Origin of the sequence: Providencia sp. PROV223 (assembly GCF_028479245.1) — a bacterium.
In the GTDB taxonomy this organism is placed as follows: Bacteria; Pseudomonadota; Gammaproteobacteria; order Enterobacterales; family Enterobacteriaceae; genus Providencia; species Providencia rettgeri.
This window is the reverse complement of the sequence record NZ_JAMPNG010000003.1, coordinates 148,860-170,568: the sequence shown is the minus strand read 5'-3', so window position 1 is coordinate 170,568 and position 21,709 is coordinate 148,860. Positions and strand designations below refer to the sequence as shown.

Here is a 21,709-nt window from a genome sequence, read left to right as displayed (position 1 = left end):
GTCCACTTGCTATGTTGATGATGACGCTTTGGTGCGATCGTAGCGAAACATGCGATTGTTGTCGATGATAAGAAGGTAATTAGCCCCCTTATCATCGTAAAAACAATGGAATAGTCGTTATCCGGCGATAGCCATACCTACCGTCATATGTAGCCCGTAGAAAATGCCTCTACCAATCAATTCACCAAAAATCACCAATAATACGGCGACTAATAGCCCGATAATTGAAGGGTTTTTCATTTTAACATGTGGGTAAATCCAGAAAGCTAGCCCTAATGTTAAGCAAACAGTACGCCAACCCATCAGTGAAGCATAATCTGGAACAAGCTCTGATGCTTTTTGTACTGAGCTTTGGATAGAGCCTAATTCAAACCCCTGTGCCGTCACCAAAATACTACTCGCAACCACTGCAACAATACTGATTAATGTAAAGAAACGGACGTTATTGATATCATAGCTTGCTATGCGTAATAAAAATGCGGCAAGAACAGGCCCTGCAATAAAGCTGGTTAGGATAAATTGCAAACTACCATAGTGATTAAACCAAGTTGGGACGGTATCAATTTGGTAAACGCGGGATATGGCATAAATAAATATTGCCGCAAAAATGATAGTGATAATTAACCAAATAGTACCAATAGACTTAGGCATTTTTTTCAATAATGACAGTAACCAATATACCCCACCTAAGGCGAAGAATATTGAACCACTAACTATTTCGTTACTAAGAGCGGAATGACCAACACGTATCATTGAATTGAATGCACGCATCGGCGAGCCCATATGCAGCATGGAAAGTAAAAAGCCAATTCCCATTAACGCCCATAAACCAAACATGCTCATCACTATTTTATGATGCTGCTCTTGCAAGGGTTTCATTAACAATACCAGAGCCATGAGAATAAATGCACCGGCAACACTTTGACCTATAACGGTAAAGAAGATTAACGGATATTCATGTAAGCCTGCGCCCATTTTAAACTTCCTCCGGATTCGCTAAATAACCTGTGGTGTCACCAACAGGACGGCAATTTGCATTGAGATTTAACACAATATTGGGTTTGGTATAATGTGCAGCGGGTAGAGGTGCTATCTCATTGATTGTGCCGTATTTTGCACGTAGCTCTTCAATGGGCCCAAAATCTAATGCACGTAGCGGGCAAGACTCAACACAAATGGGTTTTTTGCCTTCAGCCACACGTTCATAGCAGCCATCACATTTAGTCATATGCCCTTTAACTGCATCAAACTGAGGCGCACTATAAGGACATGCCATATGGCAATAACGACAACCAATACAAACACTTTCATCGACAATGACAAAGCCGTCCTCACGTTTGTGCATCGCGCCACTTGGACAAACTTTAACGCAAGCAGGGTCCTCACAATGGTTGCATGAAATGGAAAGATAATAAGAGAATACATTTTGATGCCATGCACCATCTTGCTCTGTCCAGTCGCCGCCTGCATATTCATAAATACGACGGAAATGAACATCAGCGGATAAGTTTTTAAAATCTTTACAGGCGAGTTCGCACGTTTTGCAGCCCGTACAGCGTTGTGTATCAATATAAAAACCATATTGTTGTGACATACCGGGCTCCTTATAGTTTTGCAATTTCAACTAAGTTAGTATGCTGAGGGTTCCCCTTAGCAAGCGGTGAAGGGCGTTGAGTCGTGAGGACATTAATACACCCGCCTTGGTCTACTTTTTTGCCAAACATATCGGCATCTAACCAAGCCCCTTGGCCCATAGCAGTCACGCCTGGCATGATCCGTGGTGTCACTTTCGCTGGAATATGAACTTCACCTCGGTCATTGAAAACCTTGACCATATCACCCTGTTTAATACCACGTGCTTTGGCATCTATAGGGTTAATCCATATTTCTTGGCGACAAGCTTGTTTTAAGATATCAATGTTGCCATAACTTGAGTGTGTTCTGGCTTTATAGTGAAACCCTGTCATTTGTAATGGGTATTTTTTATTAAGACTATCGGTATGGCTTTCAAAGCCTTCGGTATAAATTGGCAGCGGGTCAATCACATCATCTGGTGCTAATTGCCATGTTTTTGCTATTTCAGCTAGGCTTTCTGAGTAAATTTCTATTTTTCCGGAAGGCGTCTTCAGTGGATTAGCTTGAGGGTTATCTCGGAAGGCTTTAAATCCAATGACATGCTCATCTGGGCATTTGTGCTTGAAAATACCCACGGTTTTCATTTCTTCATAAGTTGGCATATCAGGGAAGCGCTCGCGGCTTTTTTCACATAAATATTTAACCCATTCGTGTTGGGTGCGGCCTTCGGTAAATTTCTGTTCGACATCAGGGCCTAAGCGTTTAGCTATTTCTGACAAAATTTCATAGATGGGCTTACGCTCAAATTTAGCGCTAGTGGCTGGTTGGCCTAAGATCATGTACGACATGTTTCCTGCGGACTCACTAGGAATAAGATCTTCTTGTTCGGTCGGCATTAAATCAGGTAGTAAAATATCGCAATATTTTGCAGAGGCCGTCATGAAGTGGTCGATGCCGACAATCATTTCGCATTTGCTGTCATCTTGTAAAATTTCATGGGTGCGAGCGATATCACTATGCTGATTTATCAATGTATTACTGGCATAGCACCATAAAAATTTAATGGGAACATCTAATTTATCTTTCCCTTTGATACCATCATGAATATCTGTCATTTCGGTACCGCGTTCGATGGCATCAGTCCATGTGAAAACAGAAATCTGGGTTTTTACTGGGTTATCGAGCATCGGGAACCATTCAACACCGGAATCATAAGTACCTTCACGACAGCCTGAATTTCCACCACTAATGCCAACATTACCGGTAATAATGGCTAACATGGCAATTGCTCGAACCGTTTGCTCACCATTTGAATGACGTTGAGGTCCCCAACCTTGAACAATATAAGCGGGTTTTGCTTGGCCTATTTCACGGGCTAACTTAATGATTTTATCTGCTGGGATACCTGTAATTTTAGCGGCCCACTGTGGTGTTTTAGCAATACCATCAGCACCTTGGCCTAAAATATACGCTTTATAGTGACCATTTTTAGGTGCCGAAGCTGGCAAGGTTTTTTCGTCATAGCCGATACAGTATTTATCGACAAATTCTTGGTCGACCATATCCTCAGTAATAATCACGTAAGCCAATGCGGCAGCAAGTGCACCATCAGTACCAGGACGAATAGGTAACCATTCATCTTCTCTACCAGAAGCAGTGTCATTATAACGAGGGTCAATGACTATCATGCGCGCATTTGAACGTTCGCGCGCTTGTTCGACATAATAAGTGACACCTCCGCCACTCATACGAGTTTCGGCAGGGTTATTACCAAACATCACAACTAGTTTTGTATTTGCAATATCATCGGGGCTATTTGCTTCTTGGGAGCCGTATAGGTAATTCATACCTGCACGAATTTGTGCAGTACTATAACTGCCGTAGCGGCTCAGGAAACCACCACATGAATTCATTAAGCGATAAGGAACATTTGAGTTGGTGATATTACCGCCATCAACGCCAGTACCATATAAAACGTGAACGGCTTCATTACCATAATTTTTTAGAATATCGCGTAAGCTATTACCAACAGTATCAAGGGCTTCTTCCCATGAAATTCGGACAAATTTGCCTTCACCACGTTTACCCACACGTTTCATTGGGTATTTCAATCTATCTGGATGATTCATTCTTCTGCGGATTGAGCGACCACGCAGGCAAGCTCTGACTTGATGATTACCATATTCATCTTTTCCCGTGGTATCAGATTCAACCCAATATACCTCATCGTCACGCACATGGAGGCGTAATAGGCAACGGCTACCACAATTAACGGTACATGAACTCCAAACGGCTTTTTCTTCAGGGGATGTTGAGTTTTGAGAGGTATCGATTGCTTTTGCATTAAAAGGAAGTGATAAACCGCCAACTGCAGCAAATAAACCGCCAGCAGCGCCAGATTTCACGACATTGCGCCTTGAGATAGGGCTATTTAATAATTTATTTTTTGTATTCATTGATATTAGCCTTTATGACCATATTAAATATAGTGTTATTCAGGGGCTATCTTACTCTGACATATTTAGTTTTTTTTGCGCCATATCAACGAAGTTATATTTGCAAAACTGGTAACTTTTTTATAATAAATAAATATTAATGATAATTAATATCATTATAACGTTATGAATAAAAACAGGTTTTATTTTTATTGCTCGTGTCTAAAAATTTAGAAATGTTAATATTGAGTTTTGTAGAGAAAATATTTCTCTCGGTAAGGCCATTTTCGGAAAATAGGGAGAAGACTTTTAGTCATATAGTTGTAAAATAATAATAAATTTCTCTAGAAGCATTGATTGTTCTGAAAAAACAACAAAATTTATTATTATTTTTTGGAATGAAAAATAAATACAGAATAACTAACTATAAAGTGAACATCTAATATCCAATTAAGGTGTACTTTTTTATTGAAAATAATTGTTATTATCAGTGTTGGTTAATTAAATTCAATATTGAGAGTGATAGATTGAGCAAAACCTGCTGGTGGCTTACCGACAGAGCGGCTTTTTTGTACTGCAAGTAAAGCGGCTTGATCTAATAAATCATTTCCTGAACTGCTTGCTAAGCGAATTAAACTAATTTCTCCGGTTTGGCTTAATTGAAATTGAATAGTTGCGATACCACGGTTTTTCATTTTTTTTGCGCGGCGAGGGTATTGCTTGTTTCGCTCAACTTCTTGGCGCAGTTTTTCTCGATAGGCATTAATTAGTTGGCTATTAGTGTCACTAGTCGCATGTTGGTTTTTGGGGCCTTTAATTCCTGCTGATTGAGAAGAAACAAGGTCACCGGCTTTTTGTTGTTGTGCAATCGGTAAATCATTTTTAATTTCGGAATCAGCTTGTTTGCGAGTGTTTTCAGTTTTTTTAGTGAGTTCTTTGGGTTTTACGGGTTCTTTTTGTGTTTTGCTCACCTTTTTTTGCTTTTTAGGCACAACAATGGCGGCATTTTCAATAATTGGGCTGGGTTCTATTTTTACCTCACTAGGGAGTTCTATCGGTTGGGGGAGCTCTTCAGGTTCTGCAACGTTAACCGCTTGAGTCAATGCGATCGATATAATCGGCGCATCCTGTTGTGCTTGGTTTTTTAAGGATAATGATTGAGCCGTAACATAGGTTAAGTACCCAATAACAAGAATATGCAGTGTTATGGATAGCGTAAAAGTGATTAATTTTCGACTCATCATAAGACCTCAATATTCTTTCTTGTTGAACCTAAAGAGGGTAGACCAAAACAGGTCTTAAGTAGTTATGCTTGAGTTATAACTCATAAGATAAAATAACGATTCGAATTATATGTTAATAATTATCAATTGCAAATGATAGTTATTATCAACTTTGATGGGTATATGTTATTTGCTGTTAATGTATTGATTTTTAATAATATAATTTAAAAATGAAAAAGGCTTGGTGAGTCACCAAGCCTTAATAAGATTAATTGTGTGATAAATCAGTTAAATATCATTCTCTATTTTATTATTTTGTCTGGCTCCTGCTTAAGTGTTGTTGTACAGCGTATTTGATAGAAGGGGATTGGTTGTTTTCGGTAAAACTCAACGCGACTGCGGCTTTTTCATGTCCATCCATTGCTAAAAAACTTTTGCTGATACCATTAATTTTATCTGTTGCTAAATTACCAGCTTTTAGATGTGAATTAATGGCTGCTTGGTTCGCTGCGGACATATTATTTTCATTAAAACTTAATGCAGTAGCGGCTTTTTCATGCGAATTCATCTGTGCAAAAGATTTCGTAATACCTTGGATACCATTAGGTGATAAATTAGCGGCTTTTGCATGGTTAGCAATAGCGGCTTGGTTTGCATAAGCGGTATTATTTTCAATAAAACTGAGTGAAATAATGGCATTTTTATGTGCGGTTACGTCTGAATGAGCACTTAAACTAAATACCAGAAAAAGTGCAGAAGAAATAAATAGTTTGTTCATCGGAATACCTTTAAATAACATTGCCTAAACTTTGGATAAAATAATGGATAACTTTATATAAATGAGTTATAAAAAATGAAAGAATTTAATGTTTAACTTCCATTTACTGCACTCGAACTTAGGTTTGTTATTGATAGATAAACGCATCTAAGTAGTATTTTTATAAAGTTATCGTAGGACTAATCATTACGATGGCGTCAATATAGGTGATCATGTTCAATGATGAAATTGACATCTATGCATATGATGAGTGCATAAAACGCATTCATCATTTTGCAAAAAAAAAAGAGAGAATTATTTCGGCGTGTTTATCGTATTTATGATACATAAATAACACCGTATAGATAAGCTACACGGTGTTTGAATATTTAATTAAAATTAAGAACGTTTAACCGCTGTTTCTGAGACGCGTATTGCATTTTCTTTATTCGCAAACCAACGCTCACGTAAGATGTCATATACAAGATTAAACGCATAAGTATAAAATAAGAAAAAGGCAAAAAAGCCGATTTCAAGTAAGAATGCGTCTAAGAATGACATTTTAAGTAAAAACGCCAGCATTGGTACACCCATGATCACAAAGCTCAATTCAAATCCAACGGCGTGAAAAATGCGTACTTTGGCTGGGCGAGGCCCTTTGGATAAGGGCCAATAACGATCAAAGACCATGTTATAAAATAAGTTTAATAGCATTGCCAGTGTCGACAAGACAATAGCGACTGTTCCCATTTGGAAAATTGAGCGTCCTAAAAGCCACGCACTGACCGGTGCAGTTATCGCGATCGCGATGACTTCAAATGAAACCGCATGAAAAATTCGTTCAGTTAATGTTTTTGTATACCTGCTCATAACTACCTCAAAGATATGGAAAATTATTTTTTGGGTAAAAATCGGATGCAATTATTTGCTATTTTTTATATATATACAAAATGGCAGCCATCGAAAAAAGCGATACCTTATGAATTATTCTATAGAAACATTACGTACCTTTGTGGAGGCGGCATCCCTAAAGTCATTTTCTGCTGCGGCTCGTAAATTAAATAAAAGCCAATCAACTGTGAGTACGACAATCAGTGGTTTTGAAGACGACTTGGGCTTTTTGTTATTCGATAGGCAGGGACGTGAATCAACATTAACTTTTGCAGGTAGAAAAGTTTTGAGTTTAGTTGAGGATATTTTATCGGCAGATGAGCGTCTTCAAGCGCTTCGAGTTGAACTGCTACCAGATATAGAACCAAGATTAAGCTGCGCTTTTTCAGATATTTATCAGCCCCCTCATGCTGAACATATTGTAACGACATTAGATAGACAATTTCCGCATCTTGAGTTCGAGTTTTTAATTGCAGAAAATAATGCCGTTATTGAAATGATCCAAAACCAACAGGCTCATGTTGGTATGATGGAATCTCGAACAGAATATCCTGCAGATATTTCTTTTTCTCGTTTACCTATTCAAGGTGAATTAGGTTTATATGTATTAAATAGCCATCCATTAGCTAAAGCTAAAGAGAAAAAAATTATTTATCAGCATTTAACAATGACACGCCAACTACGGCTAAGCAGTAGTAGCCAAATTATTATTAATAGTGAAAAGAACTGGTTTGCACCAAATTATTTACTATTATTAGAAATGGCAGAACAAGGAGCTGGATGGGCAATATTACCGACATGGTTAGTTAAGCAATTTGGCCATAACCGTTTAGTGAGTATTAATTATGATTTATGGCCACGTAAAATTGATGTGGATTTAGTTTGGTCTAAGAATAATCCACCAGGGAAAGCGGGTTACTGGCTGATTAATAAATTACTTAATAGCTAAATTTAAGGAGATTAATTTTAAAATCAATGTGTTTGTACTATATTTTATTTTGTAAAACAGTCTATGTTAAATGTAATAAGATGTTATCTTGTAAATAAACGTAATATAATTTTTAAAGTTGGCTTTATATCGCTAATCTAAACTTAATCAAGTTGTTGTTTGAGTTAATTTATTAGAGGATAAAAATGAAAAAATTATTAGTACCTACACTCTTTGCTGTTGTATCTACTATGTCATTTGCTGTTAATGCAGCTACAACTCCAGCAGCAAGCCAATCACAGAAGGCAGAACATAAATTAAATGCTTACGAAGAAATTATGGTAGGCAAAGTCTGGGTAACGACAGAAGCTTTAGATCAAGATAAAAAAGAAGTTAATGCAGAAGATAAACAAGTTGCAAACTTCTTTGGGGTTGCCGAATATTATCCAGACGGGACTTTTAATATGACCACGTTCGATGGCAAACCAAAAATGAAAGGTGACTGGTCATTTGATGAAAATGGCAAAAGCCGCTCATTAACAGCGAAAGATGATGACGGTAAAGTTTTATTTACTCGTGTTGTTGAAAATGTCACAGTAACACCTGAAGAATATACGTATCGTATTTATCCAGAGCAAGATAGCAAAGATAAGTACTTTGATATTGTCCATAAAGTTAAAAAATAACATTTAAACCAATGCCGCAGTCTAGATATAAAGCTCATTGATTGAGTAATTTATTCTGCGGCATTATTGCTCTATTGTAGCTTTATTTAAAACAGGTTTCTGCCCAGCGCGTTAGTCCAGCAGTAACGGAACCAAAATCATCTCCACGTATTATCGGAATATTTGGTAATTCTTGGCTAATTGCTTGGTGTAATACTGGTGAGCGAGCACTTCCACCTGTAACGTAAATAGCATCAGGTTTGACCCCACCTTGGTTGACAGCCTCTTTAACTAATTCAATCATTTTACTTTTTGGTGATTCAATTGATTCCACCATTTGTTCATGTGGAATATTCACTTCTAGTTTTTCAGAAATTAATTTAATTTGAGCTAAATAACTGGAAGCGTCCGATAAAGCAATTTTAGCTTCTTCAGCTTTACGTACTAAGCTATAACCTAATGTTTCATTATAAACTTCTAACAATCGAGATATTATTTGAGGTTCTTTTGCATCTTGCTTTAAGCGTGTTAACGCCGTCAAATTTTGTCGTGAGTAAAATTCTTTTTGCGCTTCAACATTATTGATAGCAATCGGGTTCCAAAATTGTAGAAATGGCATTTTAATGCCCGATAAAGATTGGCTTTCCATCCCAAAAAGTGGCATCAATTGTTTTAATGCTAGGTAAATATCAAGGTCGTTTCCACCCACTCGTTGGCCACTATGTGCAAGTAAGGATTGTGTTCTGTCTTGTGCACCTCGATAAGTCGGTCCCATTTGAATTAATGAACAGTCTGTTGTTCCACCGCCAATATCAACGACTAAGATGATCTGGTCTTTACTTAATGTGGATTCATATTCAAGCCCGGCAGCAACAGGTTCGAACTGGAAAGCAATATGATTAAAACCTGCGCGTTTTGCCGCACGATAGAGTATGGATTCTGCTTGTTGATTTGAAAGTTCCCCGCCACGCCCATGAAAGTTAATTGGCCGGCCAATGACTGTGTCATCAATAACCTGCTGTAAAGAATGTTCTGCAGTATCCTTTATATTTTTCATCATCGCGCAGACAAGGTCTTCAAAAAAACTAATTTGAGTATCATGTAAGCCTGAAGCCCCTAAAAAAGATTTTGGGGATTTTACATAATAAACATCTCTAGGGTCGCTCAGATATAAATCTAAAGCAGCTTGCCCAAATACAATGTCCTCGGGTAGTAAATCGATCCCTTCATCACGGTTAAACGCGATAGATCTTTTTAAAATTTGTTGTCCGATTTCATTCGAGGGGGAGATTTTAAAATGGCGAAATAAATACTCAGAAACTGATTCTCTTGTTGGCGCGCATAAGGTTGATGGAATATAAACGTTATCGCCTTCTAATGGTAATAGTGTGGGTATCCCGTTTTTCATGACTGCGACAGCACAGTTAGATGTACCGTAATCAAAACCAATAAACATTTCGCCTCCAAGAGTAACGACTTTGAAAAAAGGCAGAGACTTTATATCAAGCAGGAATGAATTACTATCGAAAAAATAGTTCGATATGAAGGGGAAAACTCAAAAGGAGATAGCTTGAATTGATTGTATGTTGTCTAGATGCTCTGAAAGCACAGAAGCACTATGACAAAATGCAACCGTTATAGAAGGATTGATTTATTGATGTTCATAAAAAAGGCGTAATTAATTTAGCTTAAGGTGGATAAATAAAAATACCTATCGATAATATTAAGGTTATTTAAAGCTATTTTTATTTAGAGTGTGGTTTGTGATGTAATATTTTATTTCTCTTCCTCTTTAACATTCTAATGTAATGTTAAAGAGATTCTCAGAAATATCTTATTTAAACAGTTGGGTTTTATATATATTTAACTATTACAATACTTATTCCAAATTATATTAAAATCATTATTAGGAAATTCTTTATCATCTCTATCAATTAATGGAATAGAAACAACATTACGGCCGTCATTATGAAGATAGGTTTTGACCACAAAACGTTTAAATGAATATGAGTTTTGGCTAGTGAAAATAAGCACTTCACCGCATACATAACCTAGCATACCATGGTCTAAGGTTTCTCTTATCTCATGATATTTAACATTTTTATACTCGGCCGTTTTGGGGAATGCTAAAAAATCCTCAACCGCTTTTTGAGATTTTTCTACAATATCTAAATCAGGTGTATAGTTACTTACAACGCCTCCTATAAAGGAAGCGCCTGCAATTAGGCCAACGACTAAAAATGAAAATATTTTATTTTTCATAGTATTTATTTCTTATGTTATTAGTTTTGAATCTCCCAATGAATGCCAAAATATAAAAATTGAATAAAAATTCATTGCCATAGGCTAACTTTTAATTGGTGATTTCACTTACGGAGATGTACTTGGATTACATTTGGGATAATTAACGGTTACCAATCTAACATAAGATTATTTGAAGTAATATAGAAGGGAAACAATGGTAACCAATAAGAAACGAAAAATTACACATTTAAATAAATAGACATTTCATAAAAGGATACTTTATCACTATTGTGATAATTCAGTATGTATTAATCCCTAGAGTAACGAAAATATATAGAATAAGATTATTATTTTTTGTTCTTCATTATTTTTGCCATATGAATAGCTTCAATGAGTTGAGAACGATTAATACGAGAACTATTACTATCTAATAATTTTTGCCAAATATCAATTGCTTGTTCATAATTTGCATTCATAAAAGCATCTGAAGCGACTAGCATTAAAGCAGTAATTTCTTGTTTATCAAGGTTTAATGCTTTGTTGATTACCGCTCTGACATCTTCTGTTAGTTGTTGACCTGCTTGGTAATATAAAACGGTTGCAATAGCGGAGTATATCTGAGCATTTTCTCCTCCATATTTTAACGCTCTATGATAAGCAATTAATGCGTTATCATAACTATTTTGATAGAGATAGTATTCACCTAGTGTAGCCCAAAGCTCACTATTTTTAGGGGATTGGCGAATATCATCTTGCAAGCGTAATAAATCATTTTGTTCTTGCTGCAATGGTGTGAATGAGAGTAGAGGATCTGAAATACGTTGGTATTCCTGGTAGGCTAATTCAAACCGAGGCGAAAAAAAGTAACCAATAACAACTGACACCATTAATATGGCGAGTAATTTATTAATATGCCATTGCTTTGCAACTGATGGCGCTGTTACATCATCTGACAATAATTGCTCGAATACCTGCTGATGGTGAAAATTGTTCTCTAAAATCGGCTGTTTTTGTGAGCGATAAAATTTGAAAATGAAATAAAAAATGCCAACTAGAGCAATGCCCGGTAATCCCCAAAGCAGTGCGGTGCCAATAGTCAAGGGAGGGTTATACAGCACGAAATCGCCATATCGCTCGGTCATATAATGCATGATTTGCGCTTTATCTTTCCCCTCTGCAACCATTTTAAAAACTTGGTGGCGCATACTTACTGCAGTGGGTGCATTGGATTCGAGTAAGTTTTGGTTTTGGCACTGCGGACAACGTAATTGTGAGGCTATTTGCAAAGAATATTCTTGTTCTTCAATAGAATTAAATTGCCACACTTCAACAATCTGAGCATTGGATATAAAAGAGCAACATAGGAAAAATAGTGCTAATAGGGTTTTAAGCATTTTTTATCCTCCCTTTTATCCAGCTTATTAATAGGCCAAAACACATTACAAACGCACCGCTCCAAATCCATTGAATGCCATCTTGTACGTAAAGGCGTATTGCATAGCTATTTGTTCCCGTTTTCTCACCTAATACCGCATACCAATTACGTAGCCACCCCCAATATATACCGGGTTCAATCATTAATTGCTGGCGAGCAGTATAAAAGCGGCGCTCGGTGATTAGCTGGTGTAATGGTTGGTTAGCTTTGCTAATTTGTATAATGGCTTTTTCGGTAGTGTAATTAGATTTAGCTTCAAGTTGCAACTCGTTGAATTGAAATTGATAATCTGCGAGTGAAATAGATTGCCCAACAGAAAGACTAACACTGGTTTCATGGTGACTACCAATGGATAAGGCAATGCCAGCCGCAAAAATCACAACCCCTGTATGAGCGATAAGGGAAGGGAATTGTTGACGAATAGCATCGATGGGTCGTAGCCAAAAGATAAGTAAAATAGCAAATAAAAAACCACAAGAAAGAGCGATAATAATCCCTTTAGACCAAAGAGATAAGCTTACTAATACACTGAGAAGTATAATGAAAAGAATACGCCATTGGGCTTTAATCCGAGTTTTGTTAAGCGGATAAATGGCACTTACCGCCATTATGATTAGCATCAAAATACCAAATGGTAGTAATGCTTGGTTAAAATAAGGTGCCCCAACCGATATTTTTCCCCAACCAAATAACGTGTAAATCATCGGGTAAAGTGTGCCCGTCAGGACAATAAATAATACAGTAGAAAATAGGATTAAAGTGAGTAATAAATAAAGCTGACGGCGATTAGTTTTGGTTGGTAAATTATCAATGTTTTTAGCTTTCCAACCATATATACATAAAGCACCGAAACTCAGGAAACTGAATAGTAAAAAGAGGGGGACAGCCCTAACGTTATCTAAAGCAAACGCATGGACAGACATTAAAATACCTGAGCGTACAATCAACGTGCCCAATAGAGATAAAATAAATGTGAGGATCGCCAGTAATATTGACCAATGACGATAATGACCCGTTTTGTATGAAATGGTAAGGCTATGGAATAACGCAGTTGCACTTAGCCATGGTAACAGCGATGCATTTTCAACTGGGTCCCAAAACCACCATCCACCCCAACCAAGTTCACTGTATGCCCACCATGAACCCAGTGTGATACCCAAAGTGAGTATGCACCAACTAGGAACGACAAAGCGCCAACAGAGCCTTGCAACAGTTTGGTTAAATTGCGTGCACAGCGTGGATGCAAGTGCCAAGGCGGTTACGACCATTAACCCGCTATAACCTAAATAAAGTAGTGGAGGGTGTAATATCAACCCCCAATGTTGCAGCATTGGGTTGAGATCTCTCCCTTCAATAGCAGGAGGGAAAATGCGAACAAAGGGGTCCGAATAAAAGACGATAAACAGTAATAATGCGGTACTAATAATAGCGAGTAGGGTTAATGTGAGAGGAAATACGGGGTGAGTTTGCCGACGATAACACCATGCAAATAGGCAACTCCAAGCAGAGATAAACAGTAGCCAAAGAAATATTGAGCCTTCATGGCCTCCCCATACTGCGGCAATTTTAATATATAGCGGCGATAGCCGGTGGCTATGTTGCGCCACATACACGACTGAAAAATCACTTTGAATAAAGCTGAGAGTTAAACAAACATAGGCAACGAGCAAGAAAAGAAACTGTAAGTAGGTCCAAAGAATACTCCGAGGCATTTGCCTCGGAATATGGCGGAAGAAACCAATAACTCCAAACAATGCTTGGAAACAGGCAATACAGAGTGCCAATGCGAGGCAGAGAAAGCCAATTTCTGGGAGTATTAGTTCCAATGATTACCCTTATTATTGAGTGAGTTATGCGACGGTCAACTGCCCTGCGTATAACACAAAGAAGCGTAAGCAGAAGACACCCAGTAAGCTTGCACCACTGATAATCAATACTCTTGCTGCACCTTGTCCTTTATCCATCCATTTTTTGAATAGCAGAGGAATAATAAAACCACACCCGACAACGCCAATCCAAAACCACCAAGTCCAGAAACCACCGCCTAATGCGGCAATTAATGAACGAATTTTCCCGTCATCCCCTAACGCTAGCCCGACAAAAAAGGCTGCTAATAGGAATATCTCGAGCCAAATAACAAAGCCTTCGATACGGTGTAAAAATGCGGTTTCGTCGTTATGGATATTTTTACGGTAGCGTAATGCTATTGCCATTAATGATACCGCGATACCTGACGATATTCCTGAAAATAGGAATAAAGCTGGTAATAATGGATTGTTTAAGAATGGATAAGATTTTAATGCTGAAAGTAAAAATCCGGTATAAGCCCCAAGCAAAACAGCCAAGACTAGCATTACAATATCCAGAGAACGCATCGCACGATTTAGCAGGGTTAATATTCTTGGGATAAGCGTAAACTTAGGCAGCCATTTTTGCTGTAAAACCATGAGCTCTTTTTCATAAATTTTAGCAAGCCAAATAACAAGTACAGCCATATACACTTGGAATAACATTACCCCCATCGACATCACCGAAGTTGGGCTGTAATGAAACATTAATTTCCAGAATGTCCATGGACGCGTCAAATGGAGAATTAAGATCAATAACCCAAAGATGATTGTTGTCGGAGCTAAAATCAGTGTTGTGCGCATGAGAGTGCTATCACTGCCAGCCGCAGTGGGATAATACTGGCGCATAAGTACCGCAAGTACCACGAGCCCAGCTGAAATACCAATTAAGAATAAGTAAACGGCAATGGGCCAGTCCCACACTAAGGATTCAAAATGGAAAGCAGAAGCTGTTGTCATTGGCTAACCTCCCCATATTTGAACGGGACTCGATACATTTTGGGGTGAGTACCGAGTGCAATCTTGAATCGATAAGTCGGTTTTTCTTTTAGCATCAACGAAATATCGCTCTTAGGATCATCTAAATTACCAAAGGTTAATGCTTTGGTCGGGCAAGACTCGACACAAGCTGGTTGCTTACCCTTTTTTAGATTCGTTTTACGACAAAAATCACATTTATCCGCAGTTTTATTGATAGGGTGAATGAATCTGACGCGATAAGGGCAGGCAGCAATACAGTATTGGCAGCCGACACATAAGTCAGGGTTTACATCAACAATCCCCGTTGTTTTGTCGATAAAAGAGGCACCAGTAGGGCAAACATCAACACAAGGCGCACTTTCACAATGTTGACAGGAATGGCGAAAAAAACGGTATTTAACATCAGGAAATTGGCCTATGGGCTCACTACGGATGATGGTTAACCGTGAAACACCTTCCGGTACTTGGTTAACCTCTCGGCACGCATCCATACACGCCGTACAGCCGATGCACAGATTTTCATCGTGCACCATGCCGTAGCGAACGCCATCTATTTTCATGGTGTTAGCTAGCGTATGGCTAGCAACCCCTCCTACCGCCGCCAGTGCTCCTGTGTAGATAATGAATTGACGACGAGAACAACTCATGGCTGCTCCTTACGCAATTTCACCGCTGCTGGATTGAAATCAGGGTTATTGCGTTGATCTGAGTGACAGTCGACACATATTTTTACTTTGCCCTTATCAGTCAGTACCTTCATCGTATCTTGTTTCGGATGAAGGTCATGGCAACTGGCACAGGCCACTTTGGTGACGTGGACATCATGAGGCCAGAACGCTTTTTGTAGTTGCTCTGGTAAGTGACATGACAGACAGACACTGTTTTGTTGTTCAACGTTATACATTGGGTTGTTAAAGCGCATGACATCTTTGACGCCTTCACGGTGATCAGGCCCTGGGTTACCGTGGCAGTTGGTACAAGTCACGGGTAAATTATTGTTAGGGTTAATCACTTCTGCGTGAGTGCCATGCATGCCTTCTTGGTCTGGTTTATGACAGTCTAAGCAGGCGCTGTCAGCACTGCGTTGCTGCGTGACAACCCAACGGCCTTCTGCATTTTCTTGTGCCATTTGTGGGGTTGCGGATGCGGCTGTTGCCCATAATAAGCCTGTTGCCAGCACCCCAGCAGTTAATAACGAACGTAGTACGCTCATATTCACTCCATTGGTTGTATTGCCCCATTATTTGGGGCAAATCATGGTTATTTGGCTAATAGGTCATTTTTACGAGCTTGGTCATCCCATTGCGGAACGACAGTTTTTAAGAACTCTTGTTTCTCCGCATTGATTTTTTGCATATCTAAACCAATGGCTTGTTGTGCTTTTTCCTTGGTTGAAATATCTGGAATGGCAATTTCATGGGTGATGCCTTTAGAGCCTAACAGGCGAGCGAGTTTGGTACGTGCATCTGCCGCTTTATCCATCGAACCACCTAACATACGTAGGCCTTCATCTGGTGCGTGCATATGAATACCGTGGGAGGCGATAGCTAAATCCCAGCGCCATTGTGCATGGCGAATATCGGTTAAAATTGGTTTCATTTCATCTTCTGTTGCGCCTGCATCCCATGCGGCTTTCGCTTCAAAGTGAGCGCGAACCAATTGGTCTTCCGCTTTGATTTTCATCTCTTGGATAGCGACTTTACGTTCAGCAACCACATCTTGCAGTTGTTGTTTGCTTTGGGTATGGCAAGTGCTACAGGTTTGTTCGAAATTGTCGAATGGATTACCAATTTTATGGCTGGTATACAGTTCGCCTTTTTCGTTTTGCAGTTTTGGCATATGGCAATCAATACAGGTCACGTTATTTTTGCCATGAATACCCGCACTCCAAGTTTCATATTCTGGGTGTTGGGCTTTTAGCATTGGAGCTTTCGACAGTGAGTTGGTCCAGTCAGAGAAACCAATGTTGTCGTAGTAGACTTCCATATCTTCCACTTTGGTGCCGTTATCCCATGGGAATTTCACGGCTTTTTTATCACCAGAGAAATAATATTCTACGTGGCATTGGCCACACACCATGGACTGTTGGTCGAACCGGCTGGCTTTATCAAACGGTTTGCCAATCGCTTCCATTGCACGCTCTGCATAAGGGCGAGAAAGTGTTAGCTCTGGTTTACCTTTTGCAAAATCCGCTGAGTCGGTTTTATGGCAATCTGCACAACCTAAGACATTCACCACTTCTGGGCCACCTTTTGCCCACTTACCTTCGAAATAGCCATCTTCGCCATGTTCTTGGATAAGCCTTGCCACATCGGGACTTTTACAGCTCCAACATGCCATCGGAAGCGGGCCATCTTGGGCATCTTTCGGAGCACCAGTTCGTAAGGTTTCACGGACGTCGATGATGGCATAGGCGTGACCACGAGGTTTGTTGTAGTCGCGTGAGAATGGGTATCCAGCCCAGAGAACGACTAAGCGAGGGTCTTCCGCTAATGCGTCTTCTCGGTTTGATTGCTCGGATGTTGCTCGCCAAGAGTGGTATTGATCAGGGTGAGCAGCTTCGAAAGTTTCATTTCGAGCGTTGATGGTAGATGTACTATCTTTAGTCGGAGTTTGAGCATGAACAGAGGTAAAGAGAAATATTCCTGCAACCAGACTCAATAAGCATAGTGCATTATTTCTTATGTTTGCCATAAAAAGGGCCTCGAGTAATTTTAGCCAGTCATCCCTTCATTTTTCGAGTTGTTGTTGTAATGTGACCTGTGACTCGAACTATTTTGGGTATCTTTTTGTTATTTAGGTTTGATAGCAAGCTTTCATCTGCTACCAAGACATTGCCAATTTATATGTGTAACAAAAAACCACACTAAAAATATTGTTTTTGATCAAAAGATAATTTGTAATAAGGAAATAGAATGTGAGGAAATAATAAAAAATAGGTATTATTGAAATTGATATAGTTATTTTTCTGTAGTTTTAAACTGTTACTTTTAATAATTAATTAGTAATGATTCTTATTTTGATATTTGGCGTTATCTGATTTTATTTTATTGATTTTAAAATGATTTTTTTATTTTAAATATTTGAGTGCTGTTTTTAAAATAAAGTTAGAAATGAAAGTTGTTTAATATCAAAAAAAATACAGATATTTTTTTGCTAAATGACATTGCACATACCACTTTAGTGGTAGTTTTGAGCTGGAATTATAATTTAAAAAATTAAAACTTGAGTTTAAATTAATAATACATATTAAAAAAATGTTAATAAATAATTAAAAAGGCCTACTTGGTTATCATTTTGGTGCTACTTTTAGCTAATGGTGAGTAAATAACGTAAATGTTATCATTTCTAGTCGTATACGGGTAATTACCTCTTTTACCCACTTGGTAGTATGTATTTTTATAACCTCTATCGTTAATATTTCTCATAAATACACATATAAAAAATGCGGTTTATCAATACGTTTTAGTTTTTTTGTTGGCAATGTAAAGGAAAAAAACATGGTTGATCTCACCCGTCGGGGAGTATTAACTGGTGCGTGGCGTAGTGCAGCCCCAGTGGTTCGGCCGCCATGGAGTGGTAGTGAAACGCAATTTATCGAATTGTGTACCCGTTGCAATGCCTGTGTTGAAAGTTGCGAAACGGCAATTATCCAACCAGGAGCAGGGGGCTACCCTGTTGTTGATTTTAAGCGTGGTGAATGTACATTTTGCTATGCATGTGCAACAGCATGTCCAGAACCTATTTTCCTACCAAAACATTCCCAACCTTGGGATATCTCAATTTCGATTGGCCAAAATTGTCTTGCTTATCTTTCGATTGAATGTCGTCGTTGCCAAGACAGTTGTGAGCCTGAAGTCATCTCTTTTCGTCCGTCAATGGCCGGTATATACCAGCCAAAAGTAGAAACACCAGGTTGTACAGGCTGTGGTGCTTGCGTCGCAGGTTGCCCAGTTTCAGCCATTACCGTGGAGCATGAACATGCACAGTAACTATCAAGTGTGCAGTTTAATAGTACAAGTAAAAAGTGAGCGACTGTCTACTGTGGCCGAAGAAATTAATCAACTTTCCCATTGTGAAGTGGCGCTAAGCGCCCCGGAAAACGGAAAACTGATTGTGGTTGTTGAAGGGCAAGGTAGTAGAACGTTGTTAGATACTATTGATTTAGTACGCGATATTGACGGCGTACTAGATGTTTCGCTGGTTTACCATCAGCAGGAAGAGCAAGGTGAGGAAGATTATGAAACTCAGTCGTCGTAGCTTTATGAAAGCCAATGCGATAGCGGCCGCTGCTGCGGCGGCAGGTATTGGCGCACCGAGCATTGCGAAAGCAGTGGTTGGTCAACAAGAAAGTATTAAATGGGACAAAGCCCCTTGTCGTTTTTGTGGTACAGGCTGTGGGGTACTGGTGGGCACTCAAAATGGTCGTATTGTGGCCAGCCAAGGTGACCCAGAAGCCCCTGTAAACCGTGGTCTAAACTGTATCAAAGGGTATTTCTTACCAAAAATTATGTACGGAAAAGACCGTTTAACGCAGCCAATGTTGCGTATGAAAGACGGCGAATATGACAAAAATGGGGAGTTCACACCGATTACGTGGGAGCAAGCCTTTGATGTTATGGAAGAAAAAGTCAAAACCACATTAAAAGAAAAAGGTCCTGAAGGGATTGGTATGTTCGGTTCGGGCCAGTGGACAGTTTGGGAAGGCTATGCGGCATCAAAACTGTTCAAAGGTGGTTTCCGTTCTAATAACTTAGACCCTAATGCACGCCACTGTATGGCTTCTGCGGTAGTGGGCTTCATGCGTACTTTCGGTATGGATGAACCAATGGGTTGTTATGATGACATTGAACATGCTGACGCGTTTGTCCTTTGGGGTTCAAACATGGCAGAAATGCACCCAATCTTGTGGTCTCGTATCACCAACCGTCGTCTGTCTAACCCTGACGTGCGTGTTGCGGTGTTATCGACTTTCAAACATCGTAGCTTTGAATTAGCGGATAACGGCATCGTCTTTACACCACAATCTGACTTGGTGATCCTGAACTATATTGCAAACTATATCATTCAAAATAACGCAGTTAATCAGGAATTCCTCGATAAACACGTGAATTTACGTCGTGGTGCAACAGATATCGGTTATGGATTACGCCCAACTCACCCACTCGAACAAAATGCGAAAAATGCAGGTTCTGATGCGTCTGAGCCAATGACATGGGACGAGTATAAAGCCTTTGTTGCAGAATATACGTTAGACAAAACCGCAGAAATGACCGGGGTTCCAAAAGATCAGTTAGAAGAACTCGCTAAACTTTACGCAGCCCCTAAAACGAAAGTGGTTTCTTATTGGACCATGGGCTTTAACCAGCACACTCGCGGTGTTTGGGCGAATAACTTAGCGTATAACTTGCACTTACTGACAGGAAAAATTTCTCAACCGGGTTGTGGGCCGTTCTCATTAACAGGCCAGCCATCAGCGTGTGGTACTGCTCGTGAAGTCGGTACGTTCTCACACCGTTTACCTGCGGACATGGTGGTTACCAATGAAAAACACCGTGAAAAAGTAGAAGGTGTGTGGGGGTTACCTGCTGGGACGATCCCTGAAAAAGTGGGTTTACACGCTGTTGCCCAAGACCGTGCTTTAAAAGACGGTAAATTGAATTTCTACTGGGTAATGTGTAACAACAACATGCAAGCGGGCCCGAATATCAACCAAGAGCGTATGCCTGGTTGGCGCGACCCACGTAACTTTATCGTGGTATCTGACCCATACCCAACGGTCAGCGCATTGGCTGCCGACTTAATTTTACCGACAGCCATGTGGGTAGAAAAAGAAGGGGCTTACGGTAATGCGGAACGTCGTACCCAATTTTGGCGCCAGCAAGTTAAGGCACCAGGCGAAGCAAAATCTGACTTAATGCAGATGGTACTGTTTTCTAAACGCTTTACAACGGATGAAGTGTGGCCTGAAGAGTTACTCGCGAAAAAACCTGAATTACGCGGGAAAACCCTATATGACGTGTTATTCGCTAACCAAGCTGTAACGAAGTTCCCTGTGAGCGAGTTAGCAGAAGACCAACTTAATGATGAGTCTCGTGAATTAGGTTTTTACTTACAAAAAGGGCTGTTCGAGGAATACGCTGGCTTTGGTCGCGGTCATGGTCATGATTTGGCTGATTTTGATGACTACCACAAAGCGCGCGGTATCCGTTGGCCAGTGGTTGATGGCAAAGAAACTCAGTGGCGTTATAGCGAAGGAAATGACCCTTACGTTAAGGCTGGCGCGGGTTATCAATTCTACGGTAAACCAGACGGTAAAGCGGTGATTTTTGCTCTGCCATTTGAGCCTGCTGCGGAATCGCCAGATAAAGAATATGACTTATGGTTATCAACAGGCCGTGTATTAGAACATTGGCATACCGGTAGTATGACACGCCGTGTTCCTGAACTGCACCGTGCTTTCCCTGAATCTCTTGTGTTTATACATCCAATCGATGCGAAAGAGAGAGGTTTACGCCGTGGTGATAAAGTCAAAGTGGTTTCACGCCGTGGTGATGTGACCACGATTGTCGAAACACGTGGCCGTAATAGACCACCAAAAGGCTTAGTTTACATGGCGTTCTTCGATGCTGCGCAGCTAGTGAATAACTTAACACTGGATGCAACCGATCCGCTTTCAAAAGAAACGGATTACAAAAAATGTGCCGTTAAACTGGAAAAGGTGTAAT

The 21,709-nt window shown here is 39.6% G+C and carries 19 protein-coding genes; 5 read left to right on the top strand and 14 right to left on the bottom strand.

What is annotated here, in order from left to right; genetic code table 11:
* Positions 1-117: 117 nt before the first annotated feature.
* The 6 genes from PR767_RS05760 to PR767_RS05735 all read right to left on the bottom strand — a co-directional run bounded on the left by PR767_RS05760 (position 118) and on the right by PR767_RS05735 (position 6,860).
* Positions 118-975, bottom strand: a complete 858-nt coding sequence (locus tag PR767_RS05760; protein WP_109912725.1) for a DmsC/YnfH family molybdoenzyme membrane anchor subunit — start codon at positions 973-975, stop codon at positions 118-120.
* Position 976: 1 nt separating this feature from the next.
* Positions 977-1,594 (bottom strand): DMSO/selenate family reductase complex B subunit, encoded by a 618-nt coding sequence (locus tag PR767_RS05755; RefSeq protein ID WP_004913401.1) that lies wholly within the window; start codon positions 1,592-1,594, stop codon positions 977-979.
* 10 nt (positions 1,595-1,604) lie between these two features.
* Entirely contained in the window at positions 1,605-4,031 is a 2,427-nt protein-coding gene (gene ynfF / locus PR767_RS05750; protein WP_147318183.1) for a selenate/tellurate reductase subunit YnfF, read from the bottom strand.
* Between the two features lie 476 nt (positions 4,032-4,507).
* The gene (locus tag PR767_RS05745; RefSeq protein ID WP_004913397.1) at positions 4,508-5,251 is read right to left on the bottom strand and encodes an energy transducer TonB; all 744 of its coding nucleotides are present in this window, start codon (positions 5,249-5,251) and stop codon (positions 4,508-4,510) included.
* 292 nt (positions 5,252-5,543) lie between these two features.
* The gene (locus tag PR767_RS05740; RefSeq protein ID WP_272520003.1) at positions 5,544-6,011 is read right to left on the bottom strand and encodes a hypothetical protein; all 468 of its coding nucleotides are present in this window, start codon (positions 6,009-6,011) and stop codon (positions 5,544-5,546) included.
* A gap of 378 nt (positions 6,012-6,389) precedes the next feature.
* The gene (locus tag PR767_RS05735; protein WP_272520002.1) at positions 6,390-6,860 is read right to left on the bottom strand and encodes a multidrug/biocide efflux PACE transporter; all 471 of its coding nucleotides are present in this window, start codon (positions 6,858-6,860) and stop codon (positions 6,390-6,392) included.
* 109 nt (positions 6,861-6,969) lie between these two features.
* On the opposite strand from PR767_RS05735, the gene PR767_RS05730 reads away from it, so the two are divergent.
* Complete coding sequence (locus tag PR767_RS05730) at positions 6,970-7,830, top strand: LysR family transcriptional regulator (protein ID WP_272520001.1); 861 nt, start codon at positions 6,970-6,972, stop codon at positions 7,828-7,830.
* Positions 7,831-8,015: 185 nt separating this feature from the next.
* Positions 8,016-8,495, top strand: a complete 480-nt coding sequence (locus tag PR767_RS05725; protein ID WP_004913390.1) for a DUF4822 domain-containing protein — start codon at positions 8,016-8,018, stop codon at positions 8,493-8,495.
* A gap of 82 nt (positions 8,496-8,577) precedes the next feature.
* Here the strand turns inward: PR767_RS05725 and yegD are convergent, their stop codons facing one another.
* The 8 genes from yegD to nrfA form a co-directional block, all read right to left on the bottom strand.
* On the bottom strand, positions 8,578-9,930 hold the full coding sequence (yegD, locus tag PR767_RS05720) for a molecular chaperone (protein ID WP_272520000.1): 1,353 nt from the start codon (positions 9,928-9,930) through the stop codon (positions 8,578-8,580).
* A gap of 407 nt (positions 9,931-10,337) precedes the next feature.
* On the bottom strand, positions 10,338-10,736 hold the full coding sequence (locus PR767_RS05715) for a hypothetical protein (RefSeq protein ID WP_117162786.1): 399 nt from the start codon (positions 10,734-10,736) through the stop codon (positions 10,338-10,340).
* Between the two features lie 329 nt (positions 10,737-11,065).
* Entirely contained in the window at positions 11,066-12,112 is a 1,047-nt protein-coding gene (gene nrfF, locus PR767_RS05710; RefSeq protein ID WP_272519999.1) for a heme lyase NrfEFG subunit NrfF, read from the bottom strand.
* Positions 12,105-13,979, bottom strand: coding sequence for a heme lyase CcmF/NrfE family subunit (locus tag PR767_RS05705; protein ID WP_272519998.1), 1,875 nt, complete (start codon positions 13,977-13,979; stop codon positions 12,105-12,107). The genes nrfF and PR767_RS05705 overlap by 8 nt, the downstream gene beginning before the upstream one ends.
* 24 nt (positions 13,980-14,003) lie before the next feature.
* Positions 14,004-14,960 (bottom strand): cytochrome c nitrite reductase subunit NrfD, encoded by a 957-nt coding sequence (nrfD, locus tag PR767_RS05700; protein WP_004913373.1) that lies wholly within the window; start codon positions 14,958-14,960, stop codon positions 14,004-14,006.
* Positions 14,957-15,628: a cytochrome c nitrite reductase Fe-S protein gene (gene nrfC, locus PR767_RS05695; RefSeq protein ID WP_004913371.1), complete on the bottom strand. Its 672-nt coding sequence runs from the start codon at positions 15,626-15,628 to the stop codon at positions 14,957-14,959. The genes nrfD and nrfC overlap by 4 nt, the downstream gene beginning before the upstream one ends.
* On the bottom strand, positions 15,625-16,194 hold the full coding sequence (gene nrfB / locus PR767_RS05690; RefSeq protein WP_004913368.1) for a cytochrome c nitrite reductase pentaheme subunit: 570 nt from the start codon (positions 16,192-16,194) through the stop codon (positions 15,625-15,627). Before nrfB ends, nrfC begins: the two co-directional genes overlap by 4 nt.
* Positions 16,195-16,241: 47 nt before the next feature.
* Positions 16,242-17,675, bottom strand: coding sequence for an ammonia-forming nitrite reductase cytochrome c552 subunit (nrfA, locus tag PR767_RS05685; protein ID WP_004913367.1), 1,434 nt, complete (start codon positions 17,673-17,675; stop codon positions 16,242-16,244).
* Between the two features lie 806 nt (positions 17,676-18,481).
* On the opposite strand from nrfA, the gene napF reads away from it, so the two are divergent.
* Genes napF through napA form a run of 3 tightly spaced genes read left to right on the top strand, consistent with a single transcriptional unit; the run spans position 18,482 to position 21,708 of the window.
* Positions 18,482-18,973 carry a ferredoxin-type protein NapF gene (gene napF, locus PR767_RS05680; RefSeq protein ID WP_004262238.1) on the top strand — a complete coding sequence of 164 codons (492 nt, stop codon included), beginning with the start codon at positions 18,482-18,484 and terminating at the stop codon, positions 18,971-18,973.
* Positions 18,963-19,241: a chaperone NapD gene (gene napD, locus PR767_RS05675; protein ID WP_004913364.1), complete on the top strand. Its 279-nt coding sequence runs from the start codon at positions 18,963-18,965 to the stop codon at positions 19,239-19,241. Before napF ends, napD begins: the two co-directional genes overlap by 11 nt.
* Entirely contained in the window at positions 19,222-21,708 is a 2,487-nt protein-coding gene (napA, locus tag PR767_RS05670; RefSeq protein WP_272519997.1) for a nitrate reductase catalytic subunit NapA, read from the top strand. Before napD ends, napA begins: the two co-directional genes overlap by 20 nt.
* Position 21,709 lies beyond the last annotated feature (1 nt).

Bases quoted from the DNA above. Each gene is read 5' to 3' on its own strand.
- PR767_RS05755 (WP_004913401.1), bottom strand. From the start codon at position 1,594: ATGTCACAACAATATGGTTTTTATATTGATACACAACGCTGTACGGGC.
- nrfF (WP_272519999.1), bottom strand. From the start codon at position 12,112: ATGCTTAAAACCCTATTAGCACTATTTTTCCTATGTTGCTCTTTTATA.
- nrfA (WP_004913367.1), bottom strand. From the start codon at position 17,675: ATGGCAAACATAAGAAATAATGCACTATGCTTATTGAGTCTGGTTGCA.
- yegD (WP_272520000.1), bottom strand. From the start codon at position 9,930: ATGTTTATTGGTTTTGATTACGGTACATCTAACTGTGCTGTCGCAGTC.
- napF (WP_004262238.1), top strand. From the start codon at position 18,482: ATGGTTGATCTCACCCGTCGGGGAGTATTAACTGGTGCGTGGCGTAGT.
- PR767_RS05760 (WP_109912725.1), bottom strand. From the start codon at position 975: ATGGGCGCAGGCTTACATGAATATCCGTTAATCTTCTTTACCGTTATA.
- napA (WP_272519997.1), top strand. From the start codon at position 19,222: ATGAAACTCAGTCGTCGTAGCTTTATGAAAGCCAATGCGATAGCGGCC.
- PR767_RS05715 (WP_117162786.1), bottom strand. From the start codon at position 10,736: ATGAAAAATAAAATATTTTCATTTTTAGTCGTTGGCCTAATTGCAGGC.
- nrfD (WP_004913373.1), bottom strand. From the start codon at position 14,960: ATGACAACAGCTTCTGCTTTCCATTTTGAATCCTTAGTGTGGGACTGG.
- PR767_RS05745 (WP_004913397.1), bottom strand. From the start codon at position 5,251: ATGAGTCGAAAATTAATCACTTTTACGCTATCCATAACACTGCATATT.
- ynfF (WP_147318183.1), bottom strand. From the start codon at position 4,031: ATGAATACAAAAAATAAATTATTAAATAGCCCTATCTCAAGGCGCAAT.
- PR767_RS05740 (WP_272520003.1), bottom strand. From the start codon at position 6,011: ATGAACAAACTATTTATTTCTTCTGCACTTTTTCTGGTATTTAGTTTA.
- napD (WP_004913364.1), top strand. From the start codon at position 18,963: ATGCACAGTAACTATCAAGTGTGCAGTTTAATAGTACAAGTAAAAAGT.
- nrfB (WP_004913368.1), bottom strand. From the start codon at position 16,194: ATGAGCGTACTACGTTCGTTATTAACTGCTGGGGTGCTGGCAACAGGC.
- PR767_RS05735 (WP_272520002.1), bottom strand. From the start codon at position 6,860: ATGAGCAGGTATACAAAAACATTAACTGAACGAATTTTTCATGCGGTT.
- nrfC (WP_004913371.1), bottom strand. From the start codon at position 15,628: ATGAGTTGTTCTCGTCGTCAATTCATTATCTACACAGGAGCACTGGCG.
- PR767_RS05725 (WP_004913390.1), top strand. From the start codon at position 8,016: ATGAAAAAATTATTAGTACCTACACTCTTTGCTGTTGTATCTACTATG.
- PR767_RS05730 (WP_272520001.1), top strand. From the start codon at position 6,970: ATGAATTATTCTATAGAAACATTACGTACCTTTGTGGAGGCGGCATCC.